The sequence below is a fragment of the Ochrobactrum sp. C6C9 genome, assembly GCF_022627935.1.
GTDB lineage: Bacteria > Pseudomonadota > Alphaproteobacteria > Rhizobiales > Rhizobiaceae > Brucella > Brucella teleogrylli.
In genome coordinates this window covers 180,884-205,187 of sequence record NZ_JABXGB010000003.1, presented here as the reverse complement: position 1 = coordinate 205,187, position 24,304 = coordinate 180,884, and the positions used below count along the sequence as shown (strand labels likewise).

Sequence of the window (24,304 nt, the reverse complement as noted above, 5' to 3'; positions counted from 1 at the left end):
AAAGCAGGCTCTGCCTAACATATGCACATCGGCGATAGGTCGCCCCTCACCCGCGCCACGAAAACAAGGTCAATCAGACGACATTACGGGAGTAAAATACTGGTTCCGGTGGTCTTGCGCGCTTCCAGTTCCTCATGCGCCTTGCGGGCGTCTTTGAGCGCATAGGTCTGGTTGATTTCTATCTTCACCGCACCGCTGCCCACCACGTCGAAAAGCTCGGCTGCGGTCTTTTCGAGGTCGGAACGCTTGGCGACATAGTTGAACAATGTCGGACGGGTTGCGAAGAGCGACCCTTTCTGCGCCAGAAGCCCAAGATCAAACGGCGGAATGACACCCGATGACTGGCCGAAACAGGCGAACATGCCGAGCGGCTTCAGGACGTCCAGCGATCCCATATAGGTATCGCGACCGACAGAGTCGTAAACCACGTCCACGCCTGCGCCATTGGTCAGTTCACGCACTCTTTCGGCGAAATTTTCCGTGCGGTAATTAATGACATGGTCATAGCCATGCTGCTTGGCAAGCGCGATCTTGTCTGGCGATCCGGCTGTGCCGATAACCGTTGCTCCAAGATGCTTGGCCCACTGCCCTGCGATCAGGCCGACACCGCCAGCCGCCGCATGAAAAAGGATCGTCTGTCCGGCTTCAACCCGGAAGGTGCGCCGCAACAGATATTGCGCCGTCATGCCCTTCAGCATCATGGAAGCGGCAGTTTTGAGATCAATGCTTTCCGGCACGATCACCAGACGGTCGGCAGGCAAAATGCGCTCGTCGGCATAGGAACCCGGCGTTGCCACATAAGCGACGCGGTCACCCACCTTCACATTGTCAACACCGGCACCAACGGCAATAACCGTGCCAGCACCTTCATTGCCGGGCGTGAACGGCATTTGCGCTGCCTTGTAGAGACCCGTGCGGAAATAAACGTCGATGAAATTGAGGCCGACGGCTTCATGGCGAACCTTCGCTTCACCCGGCCCCGGCTCACCGATTTCGATCTGCTCATAGTTCAGAACTTCAGGCCCGCCGGTCTGATGAACGCGAATGGCATTGATCATCATACGTCTCCGCTCTTTTTTGCAGCTGCAACTTTCTCGGCCTCAATAACGGCGGCGGTGCGCCCAAGGCCGGGGAAGAACTGCATCACTGCGCCAATGAAATAGATATAGAGCCCGGTCACGGAAATGCCCACGCGCACCCAGAGCGGCGCATCCAGCGTATAATAAAGCGCGATCGCACCAAAGGCGCACCAGAGCAGAAACACCGTGAGATTGATCGGGCGCAGGCGCACAACGCGCACCGGATGCAGGAAGTTGATCGGCAGGAAGGACAGGATCGCCGATGCAACCACGGTGCCGAACGCCACCCATTCTCCCGGCCTGACGATGAACAGGGTGAAGACCACCATGTTCCACACCACCGGGAAGCCCTTGAAGAAGTTCTCCTTCGTCTTCATGCCGGTATCGGCATAATAGATCGCGCTCGACACGACGATGATCGCGCCGGATATGAAGGAGAGGTTCGTCCCCATAAAGCCGCTCTGATACAAGGCAAAAGCAGGGATCAGGACGTAGGTGACATAGTCGATGATGTTGTCGAGCAGTTCACCCGACCAGTTGGGCAACACATATTTGACTTCGAGCTTGCGCGCGATTGGCCCGTCGATGCCATCTACGAACAGCGCGAGGCCAAGCCACCACCACATCGCCGTATATCGCCCGTCGCTGGCCGCGACGATGGACAGAAAAGCCAGAAACGACCCCGATGCCGTCAGCAAATGGACAGAAAACGCCTTGGCTTGCGGCGCGGTGACTTTCTTGGCTTTGAGTTTTCCGGTCAGTTTGGTTTTCACGCTGTTCGCCATTCCGTTTTGTCGCCGCGCAGTTTCCGCAGAAGATACAGCGATTTTATTTCAAATCTCGCCTTGGCTCACCTTGGGCTTACCTTAGGCTCATCGTGGGCGTTTACACCAAACAAACTGACGCCCCAACTGTTCTGTTGGATCCTGACGTGATCTATCCCAGAAAAGCCGTGTTCTTAGTGGAAGCTTTCCCCGAATAAGCTCAAAAGAGCAAGTAAGGCATGAGGCAAATCAGCCTTAATTCCACGGAAGAATGGCCTTTGCCGGCATTTCGGTCTAAGTGCTGCTTGAGAACGGCACGGAAGAATCATCTTCATAGCTGCACTTCTGGCCGACACGTCCCGACGAAGGATGAAGCGAATGAACGATCTGGTTGCGAACAAGCCAATGACTGACATCGTGATCAGCGGTGGCGGCCCTGCTGGCATGATGGCCGCGCTTGCGCTTGGCGCGAAGGGCTATCGCACCATCCTTCTGGGACCCGAAACGGACAAGGGCGACCGCCGCACGACGGCGCTGATGATGCCCGCCATCCGTTTTCTCGAACAGATCGGCGTCTGGTCGTCCATCCAGCCGGAAGCCGCACCGCTCGCCTCCATGCGCATTGTCGATGCGACGCAGCGCCTTGTCCGCAGCCCGACAGTCACCTTCCGCGCCGGTGAAATCGGCGAAGAGGCATTTGGCTATAATATCCCCAATGCCGTTCTCAACGCGAAGCTTGCCGAAGCTGTGGCCGAGAGCGCCAATATCGAGCGCAACACGGCGTCGGCTATCGAATATCGCCCCAATGGCGACCATGTAACGGTGACATTGGCGGGTGGCGATACGCTCCATGCCCGCCTTTTAGTCGCCGCTGATGGGCGCAATTCCGGCGCACGCGAAGCCGCAGGCATCCGCGCGCGCCGCTGGAACTATCCACAAACCGCTGTTGTCTTGTCCTTCGCCCACAGCATCAGCCACGAAAACATCTCGACAGAATTTCATACCGAACACGGCCCGTTCACGCAGGTTCCACTGAAAGGCAAGCGTTCGAGCCTTGTGTGGGTGGTGAACCCGGAACGCGCAGAAACCTTGCTCACGCTGGACGATCAGGCTCTGGCCGCACAGGTCGAGGAGATGATGCAGTCGATGCTCGGCCGGATCGAAATCGACGTGCGCCCGCAGGGCTGGCCTCTGTCCGGGCTGGTGCCAAACGCATTTGCAGCCAAGCGAACCATCCTGATTGGCGAAGCAGCCCATGTTTTCCCACCCATCGGTGCACAAGGGCTTAATCTCGGCACACGCGACGTGGAAACGCTGGTAAAGGCCATCGAAAGCGATTCTGTCGATCCAGGTTCTGATCGTGTGATCCGCGCTTATGACCGCGCACGCCGTCCAGATATTCTGGCCCGAACCGGCTCGGTCGATGCGCTCAACCGCTCGCTTCTGTCGCCCATGCTACCTGCGCAGATCGCGCGCGGCGTCGGGTTGGAAATGCTGCGATCCTTCGCGCCGTTGCGGTCATTCTTCATGCGGGAAGGCCTGCGCCCCGGCAGCGGCTTTACGCATTTTCTCCCCAAACTTCCCAAGCTGGCAGACCGTCGACGCGACAACGCCAGCAAATAAAGGCTTCCCTCAAAAACTTCATGTTTCACGCCCGCTTTAATTTGGCGGACGGTGAACTACATAACATCTCATGGGTATGACACAGATAAAACACGCGAAATTCCAAATCGGCCAGGTGGTGAAACACCGGCTGTTCCCGTTCAGAGGCGTTATCTTCGACGTGGACCCCGAATTCGCAAATACGGAAGAATGGTATGAGTCCATACCGGAGGACGCACGTCCTCAGCGTGACCAACCCTTCTATCATCTCTTCGCGGAAAATGCGGAATCCGAATATGTGGCCTATGTGTCCGAGCAAAATCTGCTGCCCGACGTCAGCAACGAGCCTTTGCGCCATCCGCAGATCGACGAGATTTTCGACCGACTCGACAACGGCACCTATCGGGTGAAATCGCAGCACGCGAACTAAGTTGTCCTCACCTTTAAAAGCGATAGTTCAAAGAAAAAGGGCGCTGAAAAGCGCCCTTTTATTATGACCATGGTTTTGCCGATTAGTTGGCAGCGCCCTTGGCTTTTTCCTGTTCAGCCTTCATCTTGGCTTCGAAATCTTTCTGCTTCTTCTGGACGGCGTCCTGAAGTTCCTTCTGGCGGTCTTCCAGTTCCGACTGCTTCAGAGCCGGGCCGGTGAGAGCCTGCGAGAAGCCGGTCAGGGCAACCGGGATCGGGTTCGGCTTGTTCTGATAATTGACCGAGGTCAGCGTCAGCTTGCCGCCCTTCTGGAGAGCCTTGATCAGATCGTCGTTCAGCGGTGCCTCTGCGATGCAGCGATCAGGGAAGCAGATGCCGTATTCAAGCTTTACCGCTTTGTTGTTGTCGATCTGCATGCCAACGCCAGCCGGAATCAGGCGGCCAATCGGCACGGTGACCTGGAAAATCTTGCGATTGATCTTGCCCTTGATCTCGATGAGGTTAACGGCGGTCAGCAACTGGCCGGAATCGGCAGTGATGATGTTCTGCGTGTTGCAGATGTCGTTATCTTCCTGCTTCGAGCAGACCTTGAACCAACCCTGCGGCGGCTGCTGCGCCGATGCAGGCATCGTTGCGGAGGCAAGCAAGGCGAACGCGCCAGCGATGGCCGATGTGGCAGCGATTGTCTTCGTGCTGGACATGATCAACAGGTTCCTTTCAACGCTCTGATCTGTAGTTCCCGTATTCTGGTTAGTCAGCGATAGACCGTCACTGGTTTGAAAATGCGGCAACAGCGTGACCTTTAGGACTCTTCAATCCTATTCCGGGGCGGTGTTACAACGACTGCGGGCGCGAATCCAGACCAGTTTCCATCTGGAAGGCTCGGAATCCCGTAAAATCACCATTTTCATTTGTACTGTAACGCGCGGAACACGCCCAAAATACCTATATATTATAGGATCATGATAATTTCGCCTAACGAATCAATGCTATTTCGTATTTCCTGAAAAACAAGCGCCTCACGCTTACTTACAATGGACGAATGAAGTTGAACGGATCGATCGCTCATTTGCGCAGAAAATTCCTGCTGGCAATCACGCGGGGGCTCAGATTAGGGCTTCCGGCGGCTATGGTCGTCTCGATGACGGGAATCGGTGCGCGTATGGCGCAGGCCGAAACAGCAGCTGCGCCCGATTATGCTCTCTCCATGCATGGAGACGTGGCGCTTCCTGCCGACTTTACGCATTTTCGCTATGCCAATCCTGATGCACCCAAGGGCGGCAAACTGACCGTCGGTGTTGTCGGCACGTTCGACAGCCTCAATCCGTTCGTGCTCAAAAGCATGCGCACGACTGCGCGCGGCCTGTTCAGCGATGGTGAGTTCGGCAATCTCGTCTTTGAGACATTGATGCAGCGCTCACGCGATGAACCTTTCACGCTCTACCCGCTGCTTGCGGAAAAAGTCGCCATAGACCCCGAACGGAAATGGGTGGAATTCACGCTGAACCCGAAGGCCAAATGGTCGGACGGGCAGCCAGTGACGGTGGATGATATTATCTTCACCTATCAAATTCTCACCGAAAAGGGCCGTCCCCCTTTCAACAACCGAATGAGCCGGATCGACAAGATCGAGAAGACTGGCGAGCGCTCGGTGCGTTTCAACTTCAACGACAAGTCGGACCGCGAGTTTCCGATGCTGATCGCGTCGGTGATGCCGGTTCTTCCGAAACACGCAACCGATCCGGCGACCTTCGGTAATTCCACACTGAAGCCGCCGCTCGGCAGCGGTCCCTATCTGGTGTCCGGCGTGCAGCCCGGCCAGCGCATCATCTATAAGCGCAACCCGGATTATTGGGCCAAGGACATTCCGTCCAAGCGTGGCACGGACAATTTCGACACGCTGACGATCGAATATTATCGCAACGAAACCTCCCTGTTTGAATCCTTCAAAAAAGGACTGCTCGATGTTTTCATCGAGGGCAATCCGACGCGGTGGGAAAAATCCTATGATTTTCCGGCTGTGCAGCAAGGCAAAGTCATCAAGGAGAGCTTCGAAAAGGGTACGCCCGCGAACATGCTGGGCTTCGTGTTCAACACGCGTCGTCCGATCTTCGCAGACCGTCGCGTGCGGCAGGCGCTTGGATTGCTGTTCGACTTTGAATGGGCGAACCGCAATTTGTTTGCAGGCCAGTACAAGCGCACCCAGAGTTTTTGGGAAGGCTCCGAGCTTTCTTCCGTCGGCAAACCCGCCGATGCCCGTGAAAGGGAACTTCTGGCACCCTATCCCGATGCGGTGCGTGAAGATGTGATGAATGGTACATGGCATGTGCCCGTCACCGACGGCACCGGCCATGACCGGACGCCCGCCAAACAGGCCTATGATCTTCTGATGGAAGCCGGTTTCCAGTTCCACAATGGGCTGGCCGTCGATTCCACCGGCAAGCCGCTGCAATTTGAAATCATGACGCGCTCGGCGGAAGAAGAGAAGATCGGGCTTGCCTATAAGCGCAATCTGGCCCGGCTCGGCATTACGGTGGATATCCGCACTGCTGATGACGCACAATATCAGCAACGGCTCCAGACCTTCGATTACGACATGATCCTCGGCGCTCTGTCCAGTTCGCTGTCGCCCGGCAATGAGCAGTGGATGCGCTGGGGCGCGGCGTCGCGTGATGCGCAAGGCAGCTTCAATTATCCAGGCGTGGCCGATCCCGCCGTCGATGCGATGATTGATGCGCTGCTCGCCGCGCGCACGCGTGCTGATTTCGTCAGTGCGGTGCGTGCGCTCGACCGGATATTGCTATCGGGCGATTATTATATTCCTCTGTATCACCTCCCTTATCAGTGGGTGGCACGCTGGGACCGGATCGAACATCCTGCAAAAACAGCGCTCTATGGCTTTCAGCTACCGACATGGTGGCGCGCTCAGCCTTGAGTTCTGTTTGATAAGGTCGTAATTCGCCCTAAATCCATTTCCTATAATATGCATATCGATGCGGGAGGCGTGCCTCCCGCAACCACACGGAGCATCCCGCATGAGCGAAAAGAAAATCACCATCGATGTTGTATCGGATGTCGTCTGTCCGTGGTGTTTCCTCGGACGCAAGCGGCTTGAAAATGCGCTCGCCATGCTACCCGATGTGGAAGCTGAAATTCGCTGGCGTCCGTTTCAGCTCGATCCGACACTGCCGCCGCAAGGCAAGGACCGGCAGGCCTATATGCGCGAGAAATTCGGCAACAGCTCTAAGATCGATGACATTCATAAGCAACTGACGGAGCTTGGCGAAGAAAACGGCATTGTCTTCGATTTTGAAGCCATCACTCGCGCGCCCAACACGCTCGATGCGCATCGTTTGATCCACTGGGCGGCACAGGCCGCACCCGACACGCAGAACAAGCTCGTCGGCACTCTGTTCTCGCTCTATTTTGAGCAGGGACAGGATATTGGCGACCATGAAGTGCTGGTCGATGCGGCAGCTAGCGTCGGCATGGATGCAGCCGTTGTCGCCCGTCTTCTGGAAAGCGACGCCGACAAGGCCACGATCCGCGAGGAAATCGACACCGCCAACCGTATCGGCGTGCGCGGCGTGCCCTGCTTCATCATCGATCAGAAATATGCCGTCATGGGCGCACAAAACGCCGATGTTCTGGCCGATGCCATTCGCCAGACGGCGGAAGGCTTTGAGCCGGGGATTTCGGAAGATCGGTAGACCAATTATGGCGGCGGGTTAACCCGCCGCGATTTTCGCCAGCTGCGTCATGATGACAGCCGAGCCGTTGAGACGTTTTTCCGGCGTCGGCCAGTCGCGGATGAACACAATGCTCTGATCCGGCCTGATCTTTGCCATGGAGCCCTGCTCGCCGATCATCTTCACCAGACCGACCGGATTGTTAAACGTTGCATGACGGAACTGGATGACGACGCCCTTCGGACCGGCATCCAGCTTTTCAACATTAGCGCGACGGCAGAGCGCCTTGATATAGACGATCTTGAGCAGATGCTGCACTTCTTCCGGCATCGGACCGAAACGGTCGATAAGTTCCGCACCGAAGGCGTCGATATCCTGTGGCTCTTCCAGATCGGCAAGGCGGCGATAAAGGCCGAGGCGCAATTGCAGATCCGGCACGTAGTTTTCGGGGATCATGACCGCCGTGCCGATGGCAATCTGCGGCGACCACTGGCTGTCTTCCACTTCGCCCGAACCCTTGAGGGTCGCGACGGCCTCTTCCAGCATCTGCTGGTACAACTCGAAACCGACTTCCTTGATATGGCCCGACTGTTCCTCGCCCAAGAGATTGCCGGCACCGCGAATATCCATGTCGTGGCTGGCAAGCTGGAAGCCCGCGCCAAGCGTATCCAGCGATTGCAACACTTTCAGGCGACGTTCCGCCATCTGCGTCAGCATCTTGCCCGCCGGAAGCGTGAAGAGCGCGAAGGCGCGATGCTTGGAACGACCCACGCGCCCGCGTAGCTGATAAAGCTGCGCCAGGCCAAACATATCGGCGCGATGCACGATCATCGTGTTCGCGGTCGGGATATCGAGGCCGGATTCCACGATGGTCGTCGAAAGAAGCACGTCGTACTGACCGTCATAAAAGGCGTTCATGATATCGTCGAGCACGCCCGGCGCCATCTGGCCATGCGCCACGGCGACTTTTAGTTCCGGCACATGCTCTTTCAGGAATTCTTCGATATCGCCCAGGTCGGAAATACGCGGACAGACATAGAAACTCTGACCGCCGCGATAACGCTCGCGCAGCAACGTTTCGCGAATAACGAGTGGATCGAATGGCGAAACAAAGGTGCGGACCGCCATGCGATCCACCGGCGGTGTGGTGATGAGCGAGAGTTCGCGCACACCGGTCAGCGCAAGCTGCAAGGTGCGCGGGATCGGCGTTGCCGAAAGCGTCAGCACATGCACATCGGATTTCAGCTCCTTGAGCCGTTCCTTATGCTTGACGCCAAAATGCTGCTCCTCATCGATGATGAGCAGGCCGAGATTCTTGAACTTGATCGAGTTGCCGAGCAGCGCATGCGTGCCGACGACAATATCGACCGTGCCTTCTTCCAGACCTTTCTTGGTGGCGGCCAGTTCCTTGGTGCCAACCAGCCGCGAGGCATGGGCAACGGTGATCGGCAGGCCGTGGAAACGCTTGGAGAAAGTCTTGAAATGCTGGCGCGACAAAAGCGTGGTCGGCACCACGACAGCCACCTGAACTCCGTTCAGCGCTGCGATAAAGGCGGCGCGCAACGCCACTTCCGTCTTGCCGAAACCGACATCGCCGCAGATCAGGCGATCCATCGGCTTGCCTGCGGCCAGATCATCCGCCACCGCTTCGATGGCCGTCATCTGGTCTTCGGTCTCATCATAAGGGAAGCGAGCGGAGAATTCCGCATAAAGCCCATCGGGCGGCGTCATCACCGGCGCACCGCGCATCTGGCGTTCGGCGGCGATCTGGATCAGATGGCCCGCAATCTCAAGCAGTCGCTTCTTGAGCTTGGCCTTGCGCATCTGCCATGCGCCGCCGCCAAGCTTGTCGAGAACCGCGTCGGAGCCTTCCGAGCCGTAGCGCGAGAGAAGCTCGATATTTTCGACCGGCAGGAACAGCCGGTCATCGCCTGCATAGTGAAGTTCAAGACAATCATGCGGTGCGCCCGCTGCGGTAATCGTCTTGAGGCCGATGAAACGTCCGATGCCGTGATCGACATGGACGACAATATCGCCTGCCGTCAGCGACGCCACTTCCGAGATGAAATCCTGATCACGCTTGCGGCGCTTGGAACGGCGGATAAGACGGTCGCCGAGAATATCCTGTTCGGCAACGACGACTAGGTCACCGGCATCAAAGCCGCTTTCCACGGCAAGAACTGCCGCCGTCACCTTATCGCGAGACAGCGCCTTGACGGTTGAAAGCCGATCAACCGTCTCGATCTTTTCCAGCCCGTGCTCATCGAGAACCTGCAACAGACGGTCAAGCGAACCTTCCGTCCAGGCGGCAACCAGAACTTTCTTGCCGGAGGCGCGCAGTTCGGCAATGTACTTCACCGCGGCCTCGAACAGGTTCACGTCGGTGGCGGCCCGTTCCTCGGCGAAGTTGCGGCCCTTATGGGCGTCGGCGTGTACAATGGTGCGGTTCGATACGTCCGGTGTGCCGAAGGGCGTAAGGTCGATGCGAAGTCCGCTCGCCTGCACCGCATCTTCGACCGCTTGCGGCGTGAGATAGAGGGTTTCCGGCTTGACCGGTTTATAGGGTACGGCGTCGCTGCCTGCTTCATTGCCTTCAGCCTGACGCAGCCGCGCTTCATAATGGTCCACCACCATGGTGTGACGCTCGGTCAGCGCTTCATGCACCAGATGGTCGAACACTACAGGCATGCCGCCCGCATGGTCGAAAACCGTTTCCAGATGATCGTAGAACAGCGGCAGCCAGTGTTCCATACCGGCAAAGCGACGTCCCTCGCTGACTGCCTGATAAAGCGCATCGTCACGTTGCGGCGCGCCAAACATCGCCACGTAATTCTTGCGGAACCGGCTGATCATATCGGGCGAGAGCGTGATTTCGCTCATCGGCTGCAGCACGAATTCCTTGCGCGTTCCCGTCGTGCGCTGCGATGCGGGATCGAAAGCGCGGATCGTTTCCAGCGTATCGCCGAAAAAATCCAGCCGCAAAGGTTCTTCCGCGCCCGGCGCGTAAAGATCAAGGATGCCGCCACGCACGGCAAATTCGCCAATATCGCGCACGGTCGACACACGCTCGAAACCGTTGCGTTCCAGCCGCGAAGCCAGATCGTTCATGTCGAGCTGATTGCCGGGACGCGCCGAAATCACCTGTTCGGCAATGGCCGCCTGCGGCGGCAGTTTTTGCAGTACCGCATTGGCCGTGGTGAGAATAATTGCCGGATGCGGCGTCTTCTTGAGCGCTGCCAGAGCACCCAGTGCGGTCAGCCTGCGCGCCGATGCATCGGCACCGGGCGATACGCGGTCATAAGGCAGGCAGTCCCAGGCGGGCAGATGCAGCACCGGTAGATCCGGCGCGACGAAGCCCAACACCTGCTCCAGATCGGCAATGCGCTGCCCGTCGCGCACGATATACATAATTGGCCCGCGTTCGCCGATCTCGTCCACCAGACGCGCGAGGCAGAACGCCTCGAAGCCATCGGCAACACCGTCAATGACGATGTGGCGTCCGGCTTGCGTATCCGTATTGGGCTTGAGACCAAATTTGCTGAAAACGGGCATGGATTTCTTAAAACTCTATGCGGTCACGGAAGGCGACAATATCGCGGAACAGCGGCGTATCATGTTCTGCGGGGATAGGGCTTTCGCCCGTCACCCATTTGAGAAGATCACGATCCAGCACTTCCAGAATCTGCTCGAATTCATCCAGCTGGGCATCGGTGAAACTGACAATATACGCATCAGCATATTGGCCAAGAATCAAATCCATCTCACGCATGCCGCGATGCCAGGCGCGAAACAAAAGCTTGCGACGCCGTACATCCAGATTTTCCGCCGCAAGTGTGCTGCCAGTCATGTCGGAACTGCTCCATTTATCAAAATCGCTGCCGGTATATAGCATCTGCGACCGAACAGGGAACCTGTTTATCAGACAAGAACAAAAAGAGCACGAAAAGATGATGGCGCACACTTGCACCTGACCGCGAAGCAGTTAATGGTCTGAGCCATGCGCCCATCCATGCTCGATCCGTTTTTCGCTTCCGTCCGCTCGCTTTCCGGCATTGGCCCGAAGGTAGCGGTTTTACTTGGCAAACTTCTCGGCACCGATGTGCCCGGTGCGGAACCGAAAGTCGGCCAGCTTCTGTTTCTGCCGCCGAACAGCGTGATCGACCGGCGCAACCGCCCCGGCATTGCGCTGGCGCAGGAAGGCGCCATCGTCACGTTGGAAGTGGTCGTTGATCAGCACCAGCCTGCACCGCCTGGAAGGGGCAATGTTCCGCATCGCGTCTTTGCCCATGACGAAACCGGCGAAATTGCGCTGACTTTCTTCCATGCGCAACTGCCATGGCTGCAAAAAATGCTGCCCGAAGGCGAAACCGTCATCGTGTCCGGCAAGGTGGAATGGTTCAACGGGCGTGCTTCCATGGTACACCCGGATTACATTGCGAGCCTCGAAGACGCCGCCAATCTGCCAATGGTAGAGCCGGTCTATCCGCTGACAGCAGGCCTGTCGCCCAAAACCCTCGGACGTGCCGTCAAGGAAGCGCTGACGCGTGTTCCGCCACTGCCGGAATGGATCGACGGCCCCTTGCTGGCGCGCGAGCGTTTTCCAAGCTTTCAGGACGCGCTTAATACCCTGCACCAGCCGGAAGACCCGTCCGACATTGCGCTTGAAGGCATCACGCGGCGCAGGCTGGCTTATGACGAGTTTTTAGCCGGGCAATTGGCGCTGGCCCTCGTCCGTGCCAAGACACGCAGGCTTTCCGGTCGACCGCTGGAAGGCACCGGACGCATTGTGACCGAAATCATGCGGCACCTGCCCTATCGCCTGACCAAGGGGCAGGATCAGGCCGTGCGTGAGATCATCACAGACCTCAAGTCGCCGGAGCGCATGTTGCGGCTTCTGCAAGGCGATGTCGGTTCCGGCAAAACCGTGGTGGGCCTGCTTTCCATGGCGCATGCCGCCGAATCCGGCGGTCAATCGGCGCTGATGGCTCCAACCGAAGTGCTCGCCCGCCAGCATTTCGCAACCATCGCGCCGCTTGCCGAAAAAGCCGGGCTGAAAGCTGCCCTGCTGACGGGCCGCGAAAAAGGCCGAGACCGCAACGCCGTGCTGGAAGGCTTGAAAAGTGGCGAAATCGATATCGTCATCGGCACCCATGCGCTGTTTCAGGAAAAGGTCGAGTATCACGACCTCGTTCTGGTCATCATCGACGAGCAGCACCGCTTTGGCGTGCATCAGCGCCTGATGCTGACGGCAAAGGGCACCGCCCCCGATATGCTGGTGATGACAGCAACACCGATCCCGCGCACGCTGGTCCTGACCGCATTCGGCGATATGGACGTTTCTAAGCTCACCGAAAAACCCGCCGGACGACAGCCCATCACAACCGCGATCCTGCCGATGGAACGTATGGGTGAACTGGTGGAGCGCATCCGCAAAGCGGTTCAGGAAGGGCAAAAAATCTACTGGATCTGCCCGTTGGTGGAGGAATCCGAAGTCGTTGAACTGACCTCAGCGGAAGAGCGTTTCGAAAGCCTCAAATCCGTGTTTGGTGACCGGATCGGCCTTATCCATGGCCGTATGAATGGGGCCGAAAAAGACGAAGCGATGCGCGCCTTCAAGCAAGGCGAGACGCGGCTTCTGGTTGCCACCACCGTTATTGAAGTCGGCGTGGACGTGCCCGACGCAACCATCATCGTCATTGAGCACGCCGAACGGTTCGGCCTGTCGCAATTGCATCAGTTGCGCGGGCGTGTGGGGCGTGGCGACAAGCCATCGACCTGCCTTCTGCTCTACAAGGGACCACTGGGTGAAATCGGACAGGCGCGGCTGAAGGTGATGCGCGAGACGGAAGACGGTTTCCGCATTGCCGAGGAAGACCTGAAACTGCGCGGCGAAGGCGAGCTGCTCGGCACCCGCCAGTCTGGCACGCCGGGTTTTCGTCTGGCTTCCATCGAGGCGCATGGCGATCTTCTGGAAATCGCCCGCAAGGATGCACGTTATATCCTGACCAGCGATCCCGATCTGGAATCCGAACGCGGGCAGGCACTGCGTGTGCTGCTCTATCTCTTCGGACGCGATGAAGCGATAAGGCTGCTTAGGGCCGGATAACAGAACGAATAAAGGACGCACTACCGCTCCCCTCACCCTGAGCTTGTCGAAGGGTGGGCAGTAACGCCTTGTCCTTCGAGACAGTGCTTCGCACTTCCTCAGGATGAGGCGTTATGAGACGTCGAGGCATAGATCGACGTCTTCTATCACTTCATTAAGATAACTCTATAACGAGCTAATTTTATTCAACCGTAACCGATTTTGCCAGATTGCGCGGCTGATCGACGTCCGTGCCCATCAGGACAGCGGTGTGATAGGCCAGCATCTGGATCGGCAGCGCATAGACGAGCGGCGTGATGAATTCCGGCACGTCCGGCAGGACGATCGTTGCCATCGTATCGACGCTGGCGCTTTCCGCACCTCGTCTGTCGGTGATCAGGATGATGCGACCGCCACGGGCCGCCACTTCCTGCATGTTGGAAACGGTCTTTTCATAAAGACGGTCAGACGGTGCAATGACGATGACCGGCATGGTTTCATCGATCAGCGCGATTGGGCCGTGCTTCAACTCGCCGGCGGCATAGCCTTCGGCGTGGATATACGAGATTTCCTTGAGCTTCAGCGCGCCTTCCATGGCAAGCGGAAAGGACGTGCCACGACCGAGATAAAGAACGTGATTGACCTTGGCGAGATCGGTACAAACTGCCGCGATTTGATCTTCCAGCTTCAGCACTTGATTGAGGAAACGCGGGGCTTCGGAAAGCTGGCGCACCAGTTCCTGTTCGCGCGCATCGTCAATCGCGCCGCGCGCCTTGGCGGCGGCGATGGCGAGCGACGCCATGGCCGAAAGCTGGCAGGTGAAGGCCTTGGTGGAGGCAACGCCAATTTCCGGACCGGCAAGCGTCGGGAACACGGCATCGGATTCACGCGCGATGGTCGAGCCTGTGACGTTAACGACGGCGGCAATCTTCAAGCCTTGCGACTTGCAATAACGCAGCGATGCCAGCGTATCCGCCGTTTCGCCGGACTGGGAAACGAACATCGCCAGCGAATCTTTCGACAACGGCATTTCGCGATAGCGGAATTCCGATGCGATATCGCTATCGACCGGCAGACGGGCAATCTGTTCGAACCAGTATTTACCCACCGATGCGGCATAGTAAGCCGTGCCGCAGGCTGAAATCGTCAGACGATCAATCTTGCTGAAATCGACGCCGATCGCTTCCTGACGCACCTTGCCGGTGGTGAAATCGAGATAATTGGCAAGCGTATGCGAAATCACTTCCGGCTGCTCAAACATCTCCTTCTGCATGAAGTGACGATGATTGCCCTTGGAAATGAGCATATTGGCCGTCTGCGTCTTCTGGATCGTGCGCTCGACCTGATTGTTGTTCTCGTCATAAATGGTGACGCCCTTGCGGGTCAGCACAGCCCAGTCACCATCTTCCAGATAGGCAATGGTGTCGGTGAAGGGCGACAGCGCAATCGCGTCGGAGCCCAGGAACATTTCGCCGTCGCCATAGCCGACAGCCAGCGGCGGTCCCTGACGGGCGCCGATGAGCAGTTCTTCGTCGCCTTCAAACAGGAATGCGAGCGCGAATGCGCCATGAAGCTGCGGCAGGCAATCGCGCACGGCCTCAACCGGCGACTTGCCCTTTTCCAGCTCACGCGTCACCAGATGCGCAACGGCTTCGGTGTCGGTTTCGGTCTGGAACTTGCGGCCTTCGGCTTCCAGCATGGTGCGCAGTTCGGCAAAGTTCTCGATAATGCCGTTATGAACCACCGCAAGGCGCTCGGTGATGTGCGGATGCGCATTACGCTCCACCGGCTTGCCATGGGTAGCCCATCGCGTATGACCGATGCCTATCACGCCCGGAAGCGGCTCACCGGCAAGGCGCTTTTCCAGATTGACGAGCTTGCCTTCCGCACGACGGCGGTCAAGCTTGCCGCCCTGCAAGGTGGCGATACCGGCGGAGTCATAACCGCGATATTCCAGTCGTTTCAGAGCATCGACCAGAAGCGGCGCGACTTCATCCTTGCCGATAATACCGATAATTCCACACATGCATCTGCTCCAGATCTGGGTCGCTTGCTTTTGCCAGCCGGTTTAAAGACTCTAAAGCGGAACGGCAAGCCAAGCCATCCGCCCTGGGGTCGTCTGATAGTCGATTTATTTCGATGAGGTTTTAGCCGCTTTGATGGCGGCATACTTCTCCCGCAGGATCTTGCCCCGGCCTTCTTTGGTTTCCTGTCGGGCACGACCGAAAGCCAGCGCGTCGGCAGGCACATTGTCGGTGATCGTGCTGCCGGATGCGACATAGGCGTTGTCGCCGATTTCCACCGGCGCCACCAAAGAGGAATTGGAGCCGATAAAGGCATTTTCGCCGATAATCGTCTTATACTTGTTGTAACCGTCGTAATTGCAGGTGATCGTCCCTGCCCCGATATTGCTGGATGCGCCGACGGTCGCATCGCCGATATAGGTCAGGTGATTGATCTTGGCACCCTTGCGCACATCGGCGTTCTTCACTTCGCAGAAATTGCCGACCTTGGTTTTCTCGCCGAGCTTTGCACCGGGACGCAGTCGTGCAAAAGGCCCGATTTCCGCGCTCGGACCGACATTCGCGCCTTCCATATGCGAGAAGGAATGAATGAGCGCACCCGTTGCAACATGTACGCCCGGACCGAAGAATACGTTCGGCTCGATGATGACGTCAGCTTCAACCAGCGTGTCATGGCTGAAGAACACCGTTTCCGGCGCGATCAGCGTCACACCGGCCAGCATCATCTCGCGGCGCTTGCGGTTCTGCCAGATGGCCTCGGCTTCCGCGAGTTCTGCACGGTTGTTGATGCCGATGACATTATCAACCGGCACTTCGATGGCGGTTACGTTGAGGCCCTTGTCATGCGCGATGGCCACAATGTCGGTAAGATAATATTCGCCCTTGGCATTGTCGTTGCCGACTGCATCCAGCAGTGCAAGAGCATGACTGCCGCGCACGGCCATCAAGCCGCCATTACAGAAGCCGATCTTCTTCTGGGCGTCCGTCGCTTCCTTTTCTTCGACAATGGCGACCAGTCGGTCACCGTCTTCGATCAGGCGGCCATAGCCGTGCGGGCTGGTCGGACGGAAACCGATTACAACGATATCGGCGCCATCGGCCAGACGCGAACGCGCGGCCTGCAGAGACTGCGCTTCGATCAGTGGCGTATCACCGAAGACGATCAGCAGATCATCATAGCCATTTGCAATCGCCTCACGCGCGGCAAGCACGGCATGGGCCGTACCGAGGCGTTCCGTCTGTTCGAAAGAGGACACTGGACCCGCGATTTTCTCAACCGCGCCGCGCACGTCTTCCGCTCCGCGTCCGACGACCAGCGCGACATCGCTTTTGCCTGTCCCCTGCACGGCCTTGACCACATGGCAGACCAGCGGCAGGCCCGCGACTGCATGCAGCACTTTCGGCAGGCTTGATTTCATGCGTGTGCCTTCGCCGGCAGCAAGCACGATGGAAAGGCAAGTACGGTCTGTCATGACATTATCCAGAAAATCGTGATGTTCATCCGCTTTAACATCAAAGCGTATATGGAAGCTTACGGTTGTTGCCTAGCCCAGACGCCCCAACGCTGGAAAAGTCTCCAGTAGCCAGAACGAGAAGGATTGCATGCCGCCGGTCAGGAACAGGACCCCGGCCACGACGAGCAGTGCGCCCATTGCCTTTTCCACCTTGCCGAGATGCACACGGAAGCGGGACAGGAAGCGCATGAAGGCGCCGGAGAAAAGCGCAGCGACCAGAAAAGGAATACCAAGCCCCAGCGAATAGATTGCGAGCAGAAGCGCCCCCTCGCCGACGGTGCTGCTGCCACCGGCCAGTGTCAGGATCGGCCCCAACACAGGGCCGATGCAGGGCGTCCAGCCGAATGCGAAGGCCAGCCCCATGACATAAGCGCCGAGCGGCGAAGCAGGCGCATTGCGTGCCTGAAAGCGCGCCTCGCGCGACAGGAAGGACAAGCGCAGCAGGCCCAGAAAATTGAGGCCCATAAGTATGATGACCACACCGGCGACAATGGCGATCTCCTGCTGCCATGCGCGCAAAAATGCACCGATAGACGATGCGCCAGCACCCAGCGCCACGAAAACTGTGGTGAAGCCGAGGACGAAGCAGATAGCGGCAAAGGCAAGCGAGCGACGCGCGGACGGTTCAGCCGCAACGCGGGCGGCTTTATCAGCGCGGAAATCTTCAACGCTCACGCCAGCCATATAGCAAAGATAAGGGGGCACCAGCGGAAGAACGCAGGGCGATAAAAAGGACAGCGCTCCCGCACCAGCCGCCGTCATGTAGGAAACATCGAGCACGATTACCTCATTCGTTCATGAAATTGCTTGCTGCCCGGGCGAACCGCAGGCTTATATAGACCAAGTTTTGTGCAACTCTGAATATTTTTGATACAATAGGACATTAGAACACAAGTTTGCCCAAAATCGGGATCACTCCCCGCCTTTACTATAATTTGTTGATTGCTCCAACTGGACGACGCTCCGATGAGCTTGATTGATGATGAAGTGCCTTCTCAACATAACGCTGCGTCTTCCGGGCCTTTAGGCTGGCTGAGGCGATATCAGCATTTTCTGTTTCCGGTTGCGGGCATCGCCATCGCGCTGCTGGCGATCTATGTTCTGGAAACAATGCTCCAGCACACGTCGCGTTCGGAAACGCTTGCAGCACTGCATAGCATTTCCTGGACGACGCTGGCGCTCGCCGTCTTCTTTACGGTGTTGAGCTATGCCGCTGTCGCTCTTTACGATGTCGTGGCCGTAGACACCATCGCGCCAAACCAGATTCCGCGCCGTATCGCGGCGGTTGCAGGCGCTGCGGGCTATGCGATTTCCAATGCGCTCGGCTTTTCGCTTTTGACCGGCGGCGCGCTGCGCTATCGCATCTATGCCGCCGAAGGCGTCAGCCTCGCCGATATCGGCAAGATCGTCGGCACATCGTGGTTCGCAATCTGGTTTGCGCTGATCATCATGGTCGGGGCTGCACTCCTCATCGATCCCCAGGATGTGCCTTGGCTATCCGCCATCGATTCGCGCATCGATATCGTGGCGGGCGTGGTTATCCTCGGCGGCATCGGCTGGCTTATCTACTGGCTGTCGCATGGCGAGCGCAGCGTCAGGATCGGTTCGTTCAGCCTGCGCCTTCCCAATTCCAAAGGCGCACTGATCCAGATTTGCGCCGGATTGGTCGATGTCGGCGCTGCCGCGGCCACACTCTACGTCCTGATGCCCGCTGATGCAGTGCCAAGTTTCGCCGTCTTCGCACTCGTCTATGTGATCGCCATTGTTCTCGGCATCGCCAGCCACGCGCCCGGCGGCCTCGGCGCCTTCGAAGCAACGATCATCGCCGGGTTGGGCCTCGGCGGAAAACCGGACGCGATCGCAGCACTTCTCGCCTATCGCATCATCTACACGGTCATGCCGCTCGTCGTGGCAACGGCTGGCATTCTCGTCTGGGAAGCGATGCGGCGGCGTCAGATGCTGGGCAAACAGGCCGCCTTCGCCAAACGCCTTTTCGAGCCTCTGGTGCCAAGCCTTTCCGCTGGCATCATCTTTCTGGGCGGCATCATCCTGCTCATTTCGGGCGCGACACCCAATTTGCGCTATCGCGTTGAGCTTTTGTCCGACATCGTGCCTGAATTCCTGATGGAAATGTCGCATCTGGCGGCAAGCCTCGTGGGCGTCGCGCTGCTCATCGTTGCGCGTGGCCTTTCCAAGCGTCTGGAACGGGCTTGGGTTGCGGCGATGACGCTGCTTCTCAGCGGAGCGGTGTTTTCACTCGCCAAGGGCCTCGACTGGGAAGAAGCCGTCATTCTCTGCATCTTCGCTTCAACGCTCTGGAATTTTCGCGATTCCTTCTATCGCCGCCCGATATCCGGACCTTTCGAACTGAGCTGGAACTGGATCACCACAGTCGGCACCACGGTGCTTGTTTCCACATGGCTTGGCTTCTTCGTTTACCGGCACGTCGAATATTCGAGCGATCTTTGGTGGGATTTCGCATGGAGCGGGAATGCGCCACGCTTCCTGCGGGCGACCGTGCTGGTTTTTGCAGTGGTCGCCGCTGTCGGCCTGCATTCGATCATCAACCGCAACAGCCATCGCAGGCGAAAGGTCGATTATTCGATCCCCGAAGTAGTGCCTACTCTGGTGGCGGAATGTCCGCATACGGACGCGGCGCTGGCCATGTTGGGGGACAAGCAGTTTCTGCTCGCACCGGATAACAGCGCCTTCATCATGTATGCCCAATCCGGTGGCAGCCTGATCGCGCTCGGCGAGCCGATCGGCAACCCCGAAACCGGCAAGGAAACGGCATGGTCGTTTCACGCGCTTGCGGACAGATTAGCGCTGCGCACGGTTTTCTACGGCGTTGGCCCGCAAAGCCTGCCGCTGTTTCTCGACATGGGGCTTGTCGCACTGAAACTAGGCGAAGTGGCCCGCGTGAACCTGACGGACTTTTCACTGGAAGGGCCGCGTCGCCAGCCATTCCGCTATGCCGACCGCAAGATCGACAAGGACGGCCTCACCTTCGAAATTATTCGGGCGGCTGACATTCCACCGATCCTCCCGCGCCTGCGTGAAATTTCCAACGCCTGGCTCGATTTCAAATCCGGCAGCGAAAAGGGATTCTCGCTCGGCTATTTCGATGACGACTATATGCAGCGCTTCGATGTCGCCGTGCTGAAAAGCGAAGGCGAGATCGTGGCCTTTGCCAATCTGTGGCGCGGCGCAAACAAATACGAGATCACCGTGGACCTGATGCGCTATATGCCCAATGTGCACAAGCTGCTGATGGATGCGCTTTTCGCCAAGCTGCTCATGTATAGCAAAAACGAAGGCTACCAGTGGTTCAATCTCGGCGCGGCCCCGCTTGCCGGACTGAGCGGCAGCAGGCTCGCCTCGCGCTGGAACCGGCTCGGCTCCTTCATCTACAAGCGCGGTGCGGACCTCTATCATTTCGACGGATTGAAAGCCTTCAAGGAAAAATTCGATCCTGTCTGGACCCCGCATTACATGGTCTGCCCCGGCGGACTGGAAACACCGCGCGCCCTTCTCGACGCCACAACCCTGATCAACGGCAGCCCACTGGAGTTCATCCGTAAATGAAGAAAGAACGCGTCCTCTTTACCGTGGTCGGGCTTGTGCTGCTTGGAGCGGCGGGCGTTTACGCGTCGCTGCATACTGGCAAGATCGCCCGCATGTGGACCAAACTTACAGGCTCTGAAGAGCCGGTCATTCATGCAAGCGCCGAACGGCTGTCGAGCATCCCGGTCTATATGCCGAACGGTGACCCGGTCGGACTTACGATCCTTCTCAGCGACGAGGCGGGCATCGGCGAGAAGGAGCGCGCCTATATGGACGCGCTGCTTGCGAAAAACATGATCGTCCTGCCGGTGGAACTCGGCCCATGGCGGGCTTCGCTCGATAAGGAAGATGGCGAATGCAACTACCTCGACTCCGATTTTGAGGCCATCGCCAAGGAAGCGCTGCGCGGGCTTGATCTCGATGTCTATTTCCATCCGGTGCTGACCGGCATCGGCCAGGGTGCGACGATTGCCTATGCCGCGGCGTCGGATTCGCCCGATGCGACCATTGCGGGCGCTGTCTCGCTCGACCCTGCCCCGGCGAAAACCCGCCTGCCCTCCTGTACAGAAAAGGCGGCTGCGACGAAAACACCGGATGGTGCATTTACCTATGCTTTTGGCGCCCAGATACCAGCACCTGCTCTGGTGGTCGCCCCTCCCGGAACGGAGACCAACAACCCGGTCGAAGCACGGCAACAAAATATCGCCATTCTCCAGAGCGCCAAGGATTTCCCGGCGCGCATGAAAATGGCGGTTGATAACATTGTCGCCATGGCTGATCAGGACGCCAAGAATGAAGCCCTGCCGATTGTCAATCTTCCCGCCAAGGGCGGCAATGCGGAGATGGTCGCGGTCTTCTATTCCGGTGACGGCGGCTGGCGCGATCTCGACAAATCCATCGGCGAATGGCTGCAAGCGCATGGCGTACATGTCATCGGCGTCGATTCTCTGCGCTATTTCTGGTCGGAGCGCACACCGGAAGAAATCGCCAAAGACACCACGGCAATGATCAGGAAGGCCGATCCGACAGGGAAATTGCCTGTTGCGGTGCTTGGCTATTCCTTCGGGGCCGATACTTTCCCCTTCGCGTGGAAATATCTCGATCCAGCCATTCAGGACCGCACAAAAATGATCGGGCTGCTTGGTGTCGAAACCACGACAACCTTTCAGGTCTCCATTGAAGGCTGGCTTGGTATGGATGGCGACAAGGATGTCGTTCCGGCGATTTCCAGCATTCCGCTCGACCGTGTCGTCTGCGTCTATGGCGAGGAGGAAGACGACACCGCCTGCACGGCAAGCGAGTTGAAGGGCATGGACGTCATGAAACTGGCGGGTGGCCACCACTTCGACGAAAACTACGAGCCGATTGCAGCCGCCCTGCTCGACAAAATGCGCGCACGCGCCGGTCTGCCGCCGCGCCCGTCAAGCTGACGGGCGACTTCCGGTAAAGGCGCTAACCCTTTATCGCGCCTGACGGATTTTGCGCGCCAAGCGCGCGCTGCACCGCCACGCGGGCCGACGCGAGATCGGGCATGACCCAGTTCGGCTCGCCACCCAGAAACTTGTCGAGGAAGGCTATCGCATAGCCCGGCATGTCGGCCACGTTTTCCCGGTAAGACCACCAGGTTCGCAAATCGTCCGCACAGGCGTCGATATCCTGTGCCACGCCGAATTCCTGCTCCTGCACGGCGGCAATCGCGCAAATGCAGTAATTGGTATAGAGGAACCCCTCCGGCCAGAAGGCGATAATGTCGTGTTGCGGCGTATTCTCGCCCTCGTTCGCCTTCGGGATCGATAACGCCCGGGCAGGCGACAGGCGGATCAGTTCACGCAGAACCAGCCCGGCGGCAAAGGTGATGAAATCCTTGCGGTCCACCTTGGCATAACGCTTGTTCTGCTCGACCAGTTCTACCCAGTTCAGAAAAGCTTCCGTCAGTTTCTGCTCGTCGATCTCATAATCGACACCATAGACATCATGGAGAAGACTGGCGTGTTTGCGAAACGTCGCCCTGAACCAGCGCAACTGCCGCAAGCGACGCCGCAAGTCCGGCATCGATGCCATCTGGTTCTTCAAAAGCAAATCCATATTCCACGCCTCCAATGCCGACAGACCATATGCGAAACCGCTACCGTTGTCAGCTTGTCCTTCCCGCAATCTTCACCTCATAATTATACATATTGACATTTAAGAAAACAAATGTTCTGTGAAGAGGCGGAGACTGGCGGCGCTCAAAGACGCACGAAGCCTCCGGTGGAGGAGGAGAAAATGGCTATCTGGCAATGGGCTTTACTGGCTTTGGCTCTTTTATGGGGAGTGCAGTCGCTGGGCGTCTGGTTTCAGATGCGCCATTACTCCGACGTGCTGAAAGGCGTCACATCCCGCTACTCTGACGGATTCGTGGGTGCAGGCCATGTGCGCGGGCGCTTCGGCAAAGGCGTCATTGTCATGATCGTGGTTGACCGCGACCTGAAGGTCCGGCGCTTTCTCGAAATGAGCGGACGAACCGTGTTCGCAAAGTTCAAGCGGCAGGAAGCCTATGAGGGCATGCCGTTCAATGCCTTGCGGCGTGAACAGGAAGCGCTCGAAAAGTCGCCTGTCAATGCTGCCGCAAAGCAGGCGATGGACCAGATCGACCGCATCCGCGAACAATCCGACGGCACGTCTCTCGAAGGACTGAAGCTGGCGCACGCCTGAGCGTGTGTCCAACCGTGAACTGGGTGGCAATGTTCAAGGGGTATCGCCCGACGAGGACGGGCGTGGAGGAGGAGAAATGTCTATAGCTGCAATGCTGGCGCAAGGCGCCGATACGACCTTACAGTCCTTGCATGTGGCGAGCCAGATGGCCGCCAACATAGCAACGGACGCGGTGTTTCACGGCAAGCTAGCCGTCGAACACGGTAGCGATAACCTTGTGCAGCTTGCACAGGCAACCGGCACGGACAATCTGACTGTCGATCAGTTCAAGGAACGACTGCAAAACGTCACTCAAGAAGAACAGCTGGGCTGGCTGGCCTCGATCGGCAAGCACTTCATCGGCATCTTCCAAAAGGGTGGCGAAGTGTTTTCCGGTTTTGTGACCGGCATCATTCCGACCCTGGTGGTTCTGATGACCGCCTTCTACGCAATCACCGAACTCGTCGGCGAAAAGCGCGTGCACGGTTTGGCACAGGGTGCGGGCCGCATCGCGCTAACCCGTTATACGGTTCTGCCGGTGCTGTCGGTGTTCTTCCTGACCAATCCGATGGCCTATACCTTCGGTTCGTTCCTTGAGGAAAAGCACAAACCTGCCTTTTACGACGCGGCAGTGTCCTATGTGCATCCGCCACTTGGCCTCTTCCCGCATATCAATCCCGGCGAATATTTCGTGTGGGGTGGCGTACTCGTGGCGCTGCTTGAACTGGAAAAGAAAGGCGCTGTCGCCAATGGCTATCACATCAATGTGGCCATCTGGTACGCCATCGTCGGCCTCGTCGTGATCCTGCTCAAAGGCATGCTCACCGAACGCATCACCGCCATCATGGCGCGCCGTCAGGGCATCGAGCTTTAAGGCGCGC

The 24,304-nt window shown here is 57.9% G+C and carries 18 protein-coding genes; 9 read left to right on the top strand and 9 right to left on the bottom strand.

Translation table 11 applies throughout. The features are described 5' to 3' along the window. Nucleotides 1-83 precede the first annotated feature (83 nt). On the bottom strand, nt 84-1,058 hold the full coding sequence (locus HWD97_RS03565; RefSeq protein WP_109367524.1) for a quinone oxidoreductase: 975 nt from the start codon (nt 1,056-1,058) through the stop codon (nt 84-86). After that, nucleotides 1,058-1,864, bottom strand: a complete 807-nt coding sequence (gene pcsA / locus HWD97_RS03560) for a phosphatidylcholine synthase (protein ID WP_109367525.1) — start codon at nt 1,862-1,864, stop codon at nt 1,058-1,060. Before pcsA ends, HWD97_RS03565 begins: the two co-directional genes overlap by 1 nt. Before the next feature lie 357 nt (nt 1,865-2,221). On the opposite strand from pcsA, the gene HWD97_RS03555 reads away from it, so the two are divergent. Continuing rightward, nucleotides 2,222-3,466 (top strand): UbiH/UbiF family hydroxylase, encoded by a 1,245-nt coding sequence (locus HWD97_RS03555; protein ID WP_109367526.1) that lies wholly within the window; start codon nt 2,222-2,224, stop codon nt 3,464-3,466. Nucleotides 3,467-3,536: 70 nt separating this feature from the next. After that, a complete protein-coding gene (hspQ, locus tag HWD97_RS03550) occupies nt 3,537-3,875 on the top strand; it encodes a heat shock protein HspQ (RefSeq protein WP_109367527.1) in 339 nt (112 codons plus the stop codon). Between the two features lie 82 nt (nt 3,876-3,957). Here hspQ and HWD97_RS03545 read toward each other — a convergent pair whose 3' ends face one another. Next, a complete protein-coding gene (locus HWD97_RS03545; protein ID WP_109367528.1) occupies nt 3,958-4,575 on the bottom strand; it encodes an invasion associated locus B family protein in 618 nt (205 codons plus the stop codon). A 341-nt stretch (nt 4,576-4,916) separates the two neighbouring features. On the opposite strand from HWD97_RS03545, the gene HWD97_RS03540 reads away from it, so the two are divergent. After that, on the top strand, nt 4,917-6,809 hold the full coding sequence (locus HWD97_RS03540) for an extracellular solute-binding protein (RefSeq protein WP_371831101.1): 1,893 nt from the start codon (nt 4,917-4,919) through the stop codon (nt 6,807-6,809). Between the two features lie 100 nt (nt 6,810-6,909). Beyond that, the gene (locus HWD97_RS03535) at nt 6,910-7,584 is read left to right on the top strand and encodes a DsbA family oxidoreductase (protein WP_109367530.1); all 675 of its coding nucleotides are present in this window, start codon (nt 6,910-6,912) and stop codon (nt 7,582-7,584) included. Between the two features lie 18 nt (nt 7,585-7,602). Here HWD97_RS03535 and mfd read toward each other — a convergent pair whose 3' ends face one another. Both mfd and HWD97_RS03525 read right to left on the bottom strand, forming a co-directional pair. Beyond that, the gene (mfd, locus tag HWD97_RS03530; RefSeq protein WP_109367531.1) at nt 7,603-11,115 is read right to left on the bottom strand and encodes a transcription-repair coupling factor; all 3,513 of its coding nucleotides are present in this window, start codon (nt 11,113-11,115) and stop codon (nt 7,603-7,605) included. A gap of 7 nt (nt 11,116-11,122) precedes the next feature. Next, nucleotides 11,123-11,410, bottom strand: a complete 288-nt coding sequence (locus HWD97_RS03525) for a succinate dehydrogenase assembly factor 2 (protein WP_109367532.1) — start codon at nt 11,408-11,410, stop codon at nt 11,123-11,125. Nucleotides 11,411-11,560: 150 nt separating this feature from the next. Here HWD97_RS03525 and recG point away from each other — a divergent pair, with 150 nt between their 5' ends. Next, nucleotides 11,561-13,669, top strand: coding sequence for an ATP-dependent DNA helicase RecG (recG, locus tag HWD97_RS03520; RefSeq protein ID WP_109367533.1), 2,109 nt, complete (start codon nt 11,561-11,563; stop codon nt 13,667-13,669). 181 nt (nt 13,670-13,850) lie between these two features. On the opposite strand, the gene glmS is transcribed toward recG, so the two are convergent. The 3 genes from glmS to HWD97_RS03505 all read right to left on the bottom strand — a co-directional run bounded on the left by glmS (nt 13,851) and on the right by HWD97_RS03505 (nt 17,966). Then, complete coding sequence (gene glmS, locus HWD97_RS03515) at nt 13,851-15,674, bottom strand: glutamine--fructose-6-phosphate transaminase (isomerizing) (RefSeq protein ID WP_109367534.1); 1,824 nt, start codon at nt 15,672-15,674, stop codon at nt 13,851-13,853. 105 nt (nt 15,675-15,779) lie between these two features. Beyond that, nucleotides 15,780-17,144, bottom strand: coding sequence for a bifunctional UDP-N-acetylglucosamine diphosphorylase/glucosamine-1-phosphate N-acetyltransferase GlmU (gene glmU, locus HWD97_RS03510; protein WP_109367535.1), 1,365 nt, complete (start codon nt 17,142-17,144; stop codon nt 15,780-15,782). A 72-nt stretch (nt 17,145-17,216) separates the two neighbouring features. Then, a complete protein-coding gene (locus HWD97_RS03505) occupies nt 17,217-17,966 on the bottom strand; it encodes a cytochrome c biogenesis CcdA family protein (protein ID WP_109367536.1) in 750 nt (249 codons plus the stop codon). 186 nt (nt 17,967-18,152) lie between these two features. On the opposite strand from HWD97_RS03505, the gene mprF reads away from it, so the two are divergent. Both mprF and HWD97_RS03495 read left to right on the top strand, forming a co-directional pair. Beyond that, on the top strand, nt 18,153-20,771 hold the full coding sequence (gene mprF, locus HWD97_RS03500; protein WP_167836101.1) for a bifunctional lysylphosphatidylglycerol flippase/synthetase MprF: 2,619 nt from the start codon (nt 18,153-18,155) through the stop codon (nt 20,769-20,771). Next, complete coding sequence (locus HWD97_RS03495; protein WP_181376044.1) at nt 20,768-22,180, top strand: AcvB/VirJ family lysyl-phosphatidylglycerol hydrolase; 1,413 nt, start codon at nt 20,768-20,770, stop codon at nt 22,178-22,180. The genes mprF and HWD97_RS03495 overlap by 4 nt, the downstream gene beginning before the upstream one ends. A 22-nt stretch (nt 22,181-22,202) precedes the next feature. Here the strand turns inward: HWD97_RS03495 and HWD97_RS03490 are convergent, their stop codons facing one another. Next, a complete protein-coding gene (locus HWD97_RS03490) occupies nt 22,203-22,835 on the bottom strand; it encodes a hypothetical protein (protein ID WP_109367538.1) in 633 nt (210 codons plus the stop codon). Between the two features lie 180 nt (nt 22,836-23,015). Between HWD97_RS03490 and HWD97_RS03485 the strand changes: the two genes are divergently transcribed. Together HWD97_RS03485 and HWD97_RS03480 are read left to right on the top strand one after the other, a co-directional pair. Further along, nucleotides 23,016-23,444: a transcriptional regulator GutM gene (locus tag HWD97_RS03485; protein WP_109367539.1), complete on the top strand. Its 429-nt coding sequence runs from the start codon at nt 23,016-23,018 to the stop codon at nt 23,442-23,444. Between the two features lie 76 nt (nt 23,445-23,520). Then, nucleotides 23,521-24,297 (top strand): PTS glucitol/sorbitol transporter subunit IIC, encoded by a 777-nt coding sequence (locus HWD97_RS03480; protein ID WP_109367540.1) that lies wholly within the window; start codon nt 23,521-23,523, stop codon nt 24,295-24,297. Nucleotides 24,298-24,304 lie beyond the last annotated feature (7 nt).

What these genes read in the sequence shown, in the direction of transcription:
- HWD97_RS03565 (WP_109367524.1), bottom strand. Translation starts at nt 1,058, where the DNA reads ATGATCAATGCCATTCGCGTTCATCAGACCGGCGGGCCTGAAGTTCTG.
- pcsA (WP_109367525.1), bottom strand. Translation starts at nt 1,864, where the DNA reads ATGGCGAACAGCGTGAAAACCAAACTGACCGGAAAACTCAAAGCCAAG.
- HWD97_RS03495 (WP_181376044.1), top strand. Translation starts at nt 20,768, where the DNA reads ATGAAGAAAGAACGCGTCCTCTTTACCGTGGTCGGGCTTGTGCTGCTT.
- recG (WP_109367533.1), top strand. Translation starts at nt 11,561, where the DNA reads ATGCGCCCATCCATGCTCGATCCGTTTTTCGCTTCCGTCCGCTCGCTT.
- HWD97_RS03545 (WP_109367528.1), bottom strand. Translation starts at nt 4,575, where the DNA reads ATGTCCAGCACGAAGACAATCGCTGCCACATCGGCCATCGCTGGCGCG.
- glmS (WP_109367534.1), bottom strand. Translation starts at nt 15,674, where the DNA reads ATGTGTGGAATTATCGGTATTATCGGCAAGGATGAAGTCGCGCCGCTT.
- hspQ (WP_109367527.1), top strand. Translation starts at nt 3,537, where the DNA reads ATGGGTATGACACAGATAAAACACGCGAAATTCCAAATCGGCCAGGTG.
- HWD97_RS03540 (WP_371831101.1), top strand. Translation starts at nt 4,917, where the DNA reads ATGAAGTTGAACGGATCGATCGCTCATTTGCGCAGAAAATTCCTGCTG.
- mfd (WP_109367531.1), bottom strand. Translation starts at nt 11,115, where the DNA reads ATGCCCGTTTTCAGCAAATTTGGTCTCAAGCCCAATACGGATACGCAA.
- HWD97_RS03485 (WP_109367539.1), top strand. Translation starts at nt 23,016, where the DNA reads ATGGCTATCTGGCAATGGGCTTTACTGGCTTTGGCTCTTTTATGGGGA.
- HWD97_RS03490 (WP_109367538.1), bottom strand. Translation starts at nt 22,835, where the DNA reads ATGGATTTGCTTTTGAAGAACCAGATGGCATCGATGCCGGACTTGCGG.
- glmU (WP_109367535.1), bottom strand. Translation starts at nt 17,144, where the DNA reads ATGACAGACCGTACTTGCCTTTCCATCGTGCTTGCTGCCGGCGAAGGC.
- HWD97_RS03535 (WP_109367530.1), top strand. Translation starts at nt 6,910, where the DNA reads ATGAGCGAAAAGAAAATCACCATCGATGTTGTATCGGATGTCGTCTGT.
- HWD97_RS03555 (WP_109367526.1), top strand. Translation starts at nt 2,222, where the DNA reads ATGAACGATCTGGTTGCGAACAAGCCAATGACTGACATCGTGATCAGC.
- mprF (WP_167836101.1), top strand. Translation starts at nt 18,153, where the DNA reads ATGAGCTTGATTGATGATGAAGTGCCTTCTCAACATAACGCTGCGTCT.
- HWD97_RS03525 (WP_109367532.1), bottom strand. Translation starts at nt 11,410, where the DNA reads ATGACTGGCAGCACACTTGCGGCGGAAAATCTGGATGTACGGCGTCGC.
- HWD97_RS03480 (WP_109367540.1), top strand. Translation starts at nt 23,521, where the DNA reads ATGTCTATAGCTGCAATGCTGGCGCAAGGCGCCGATACGACCTTACAG.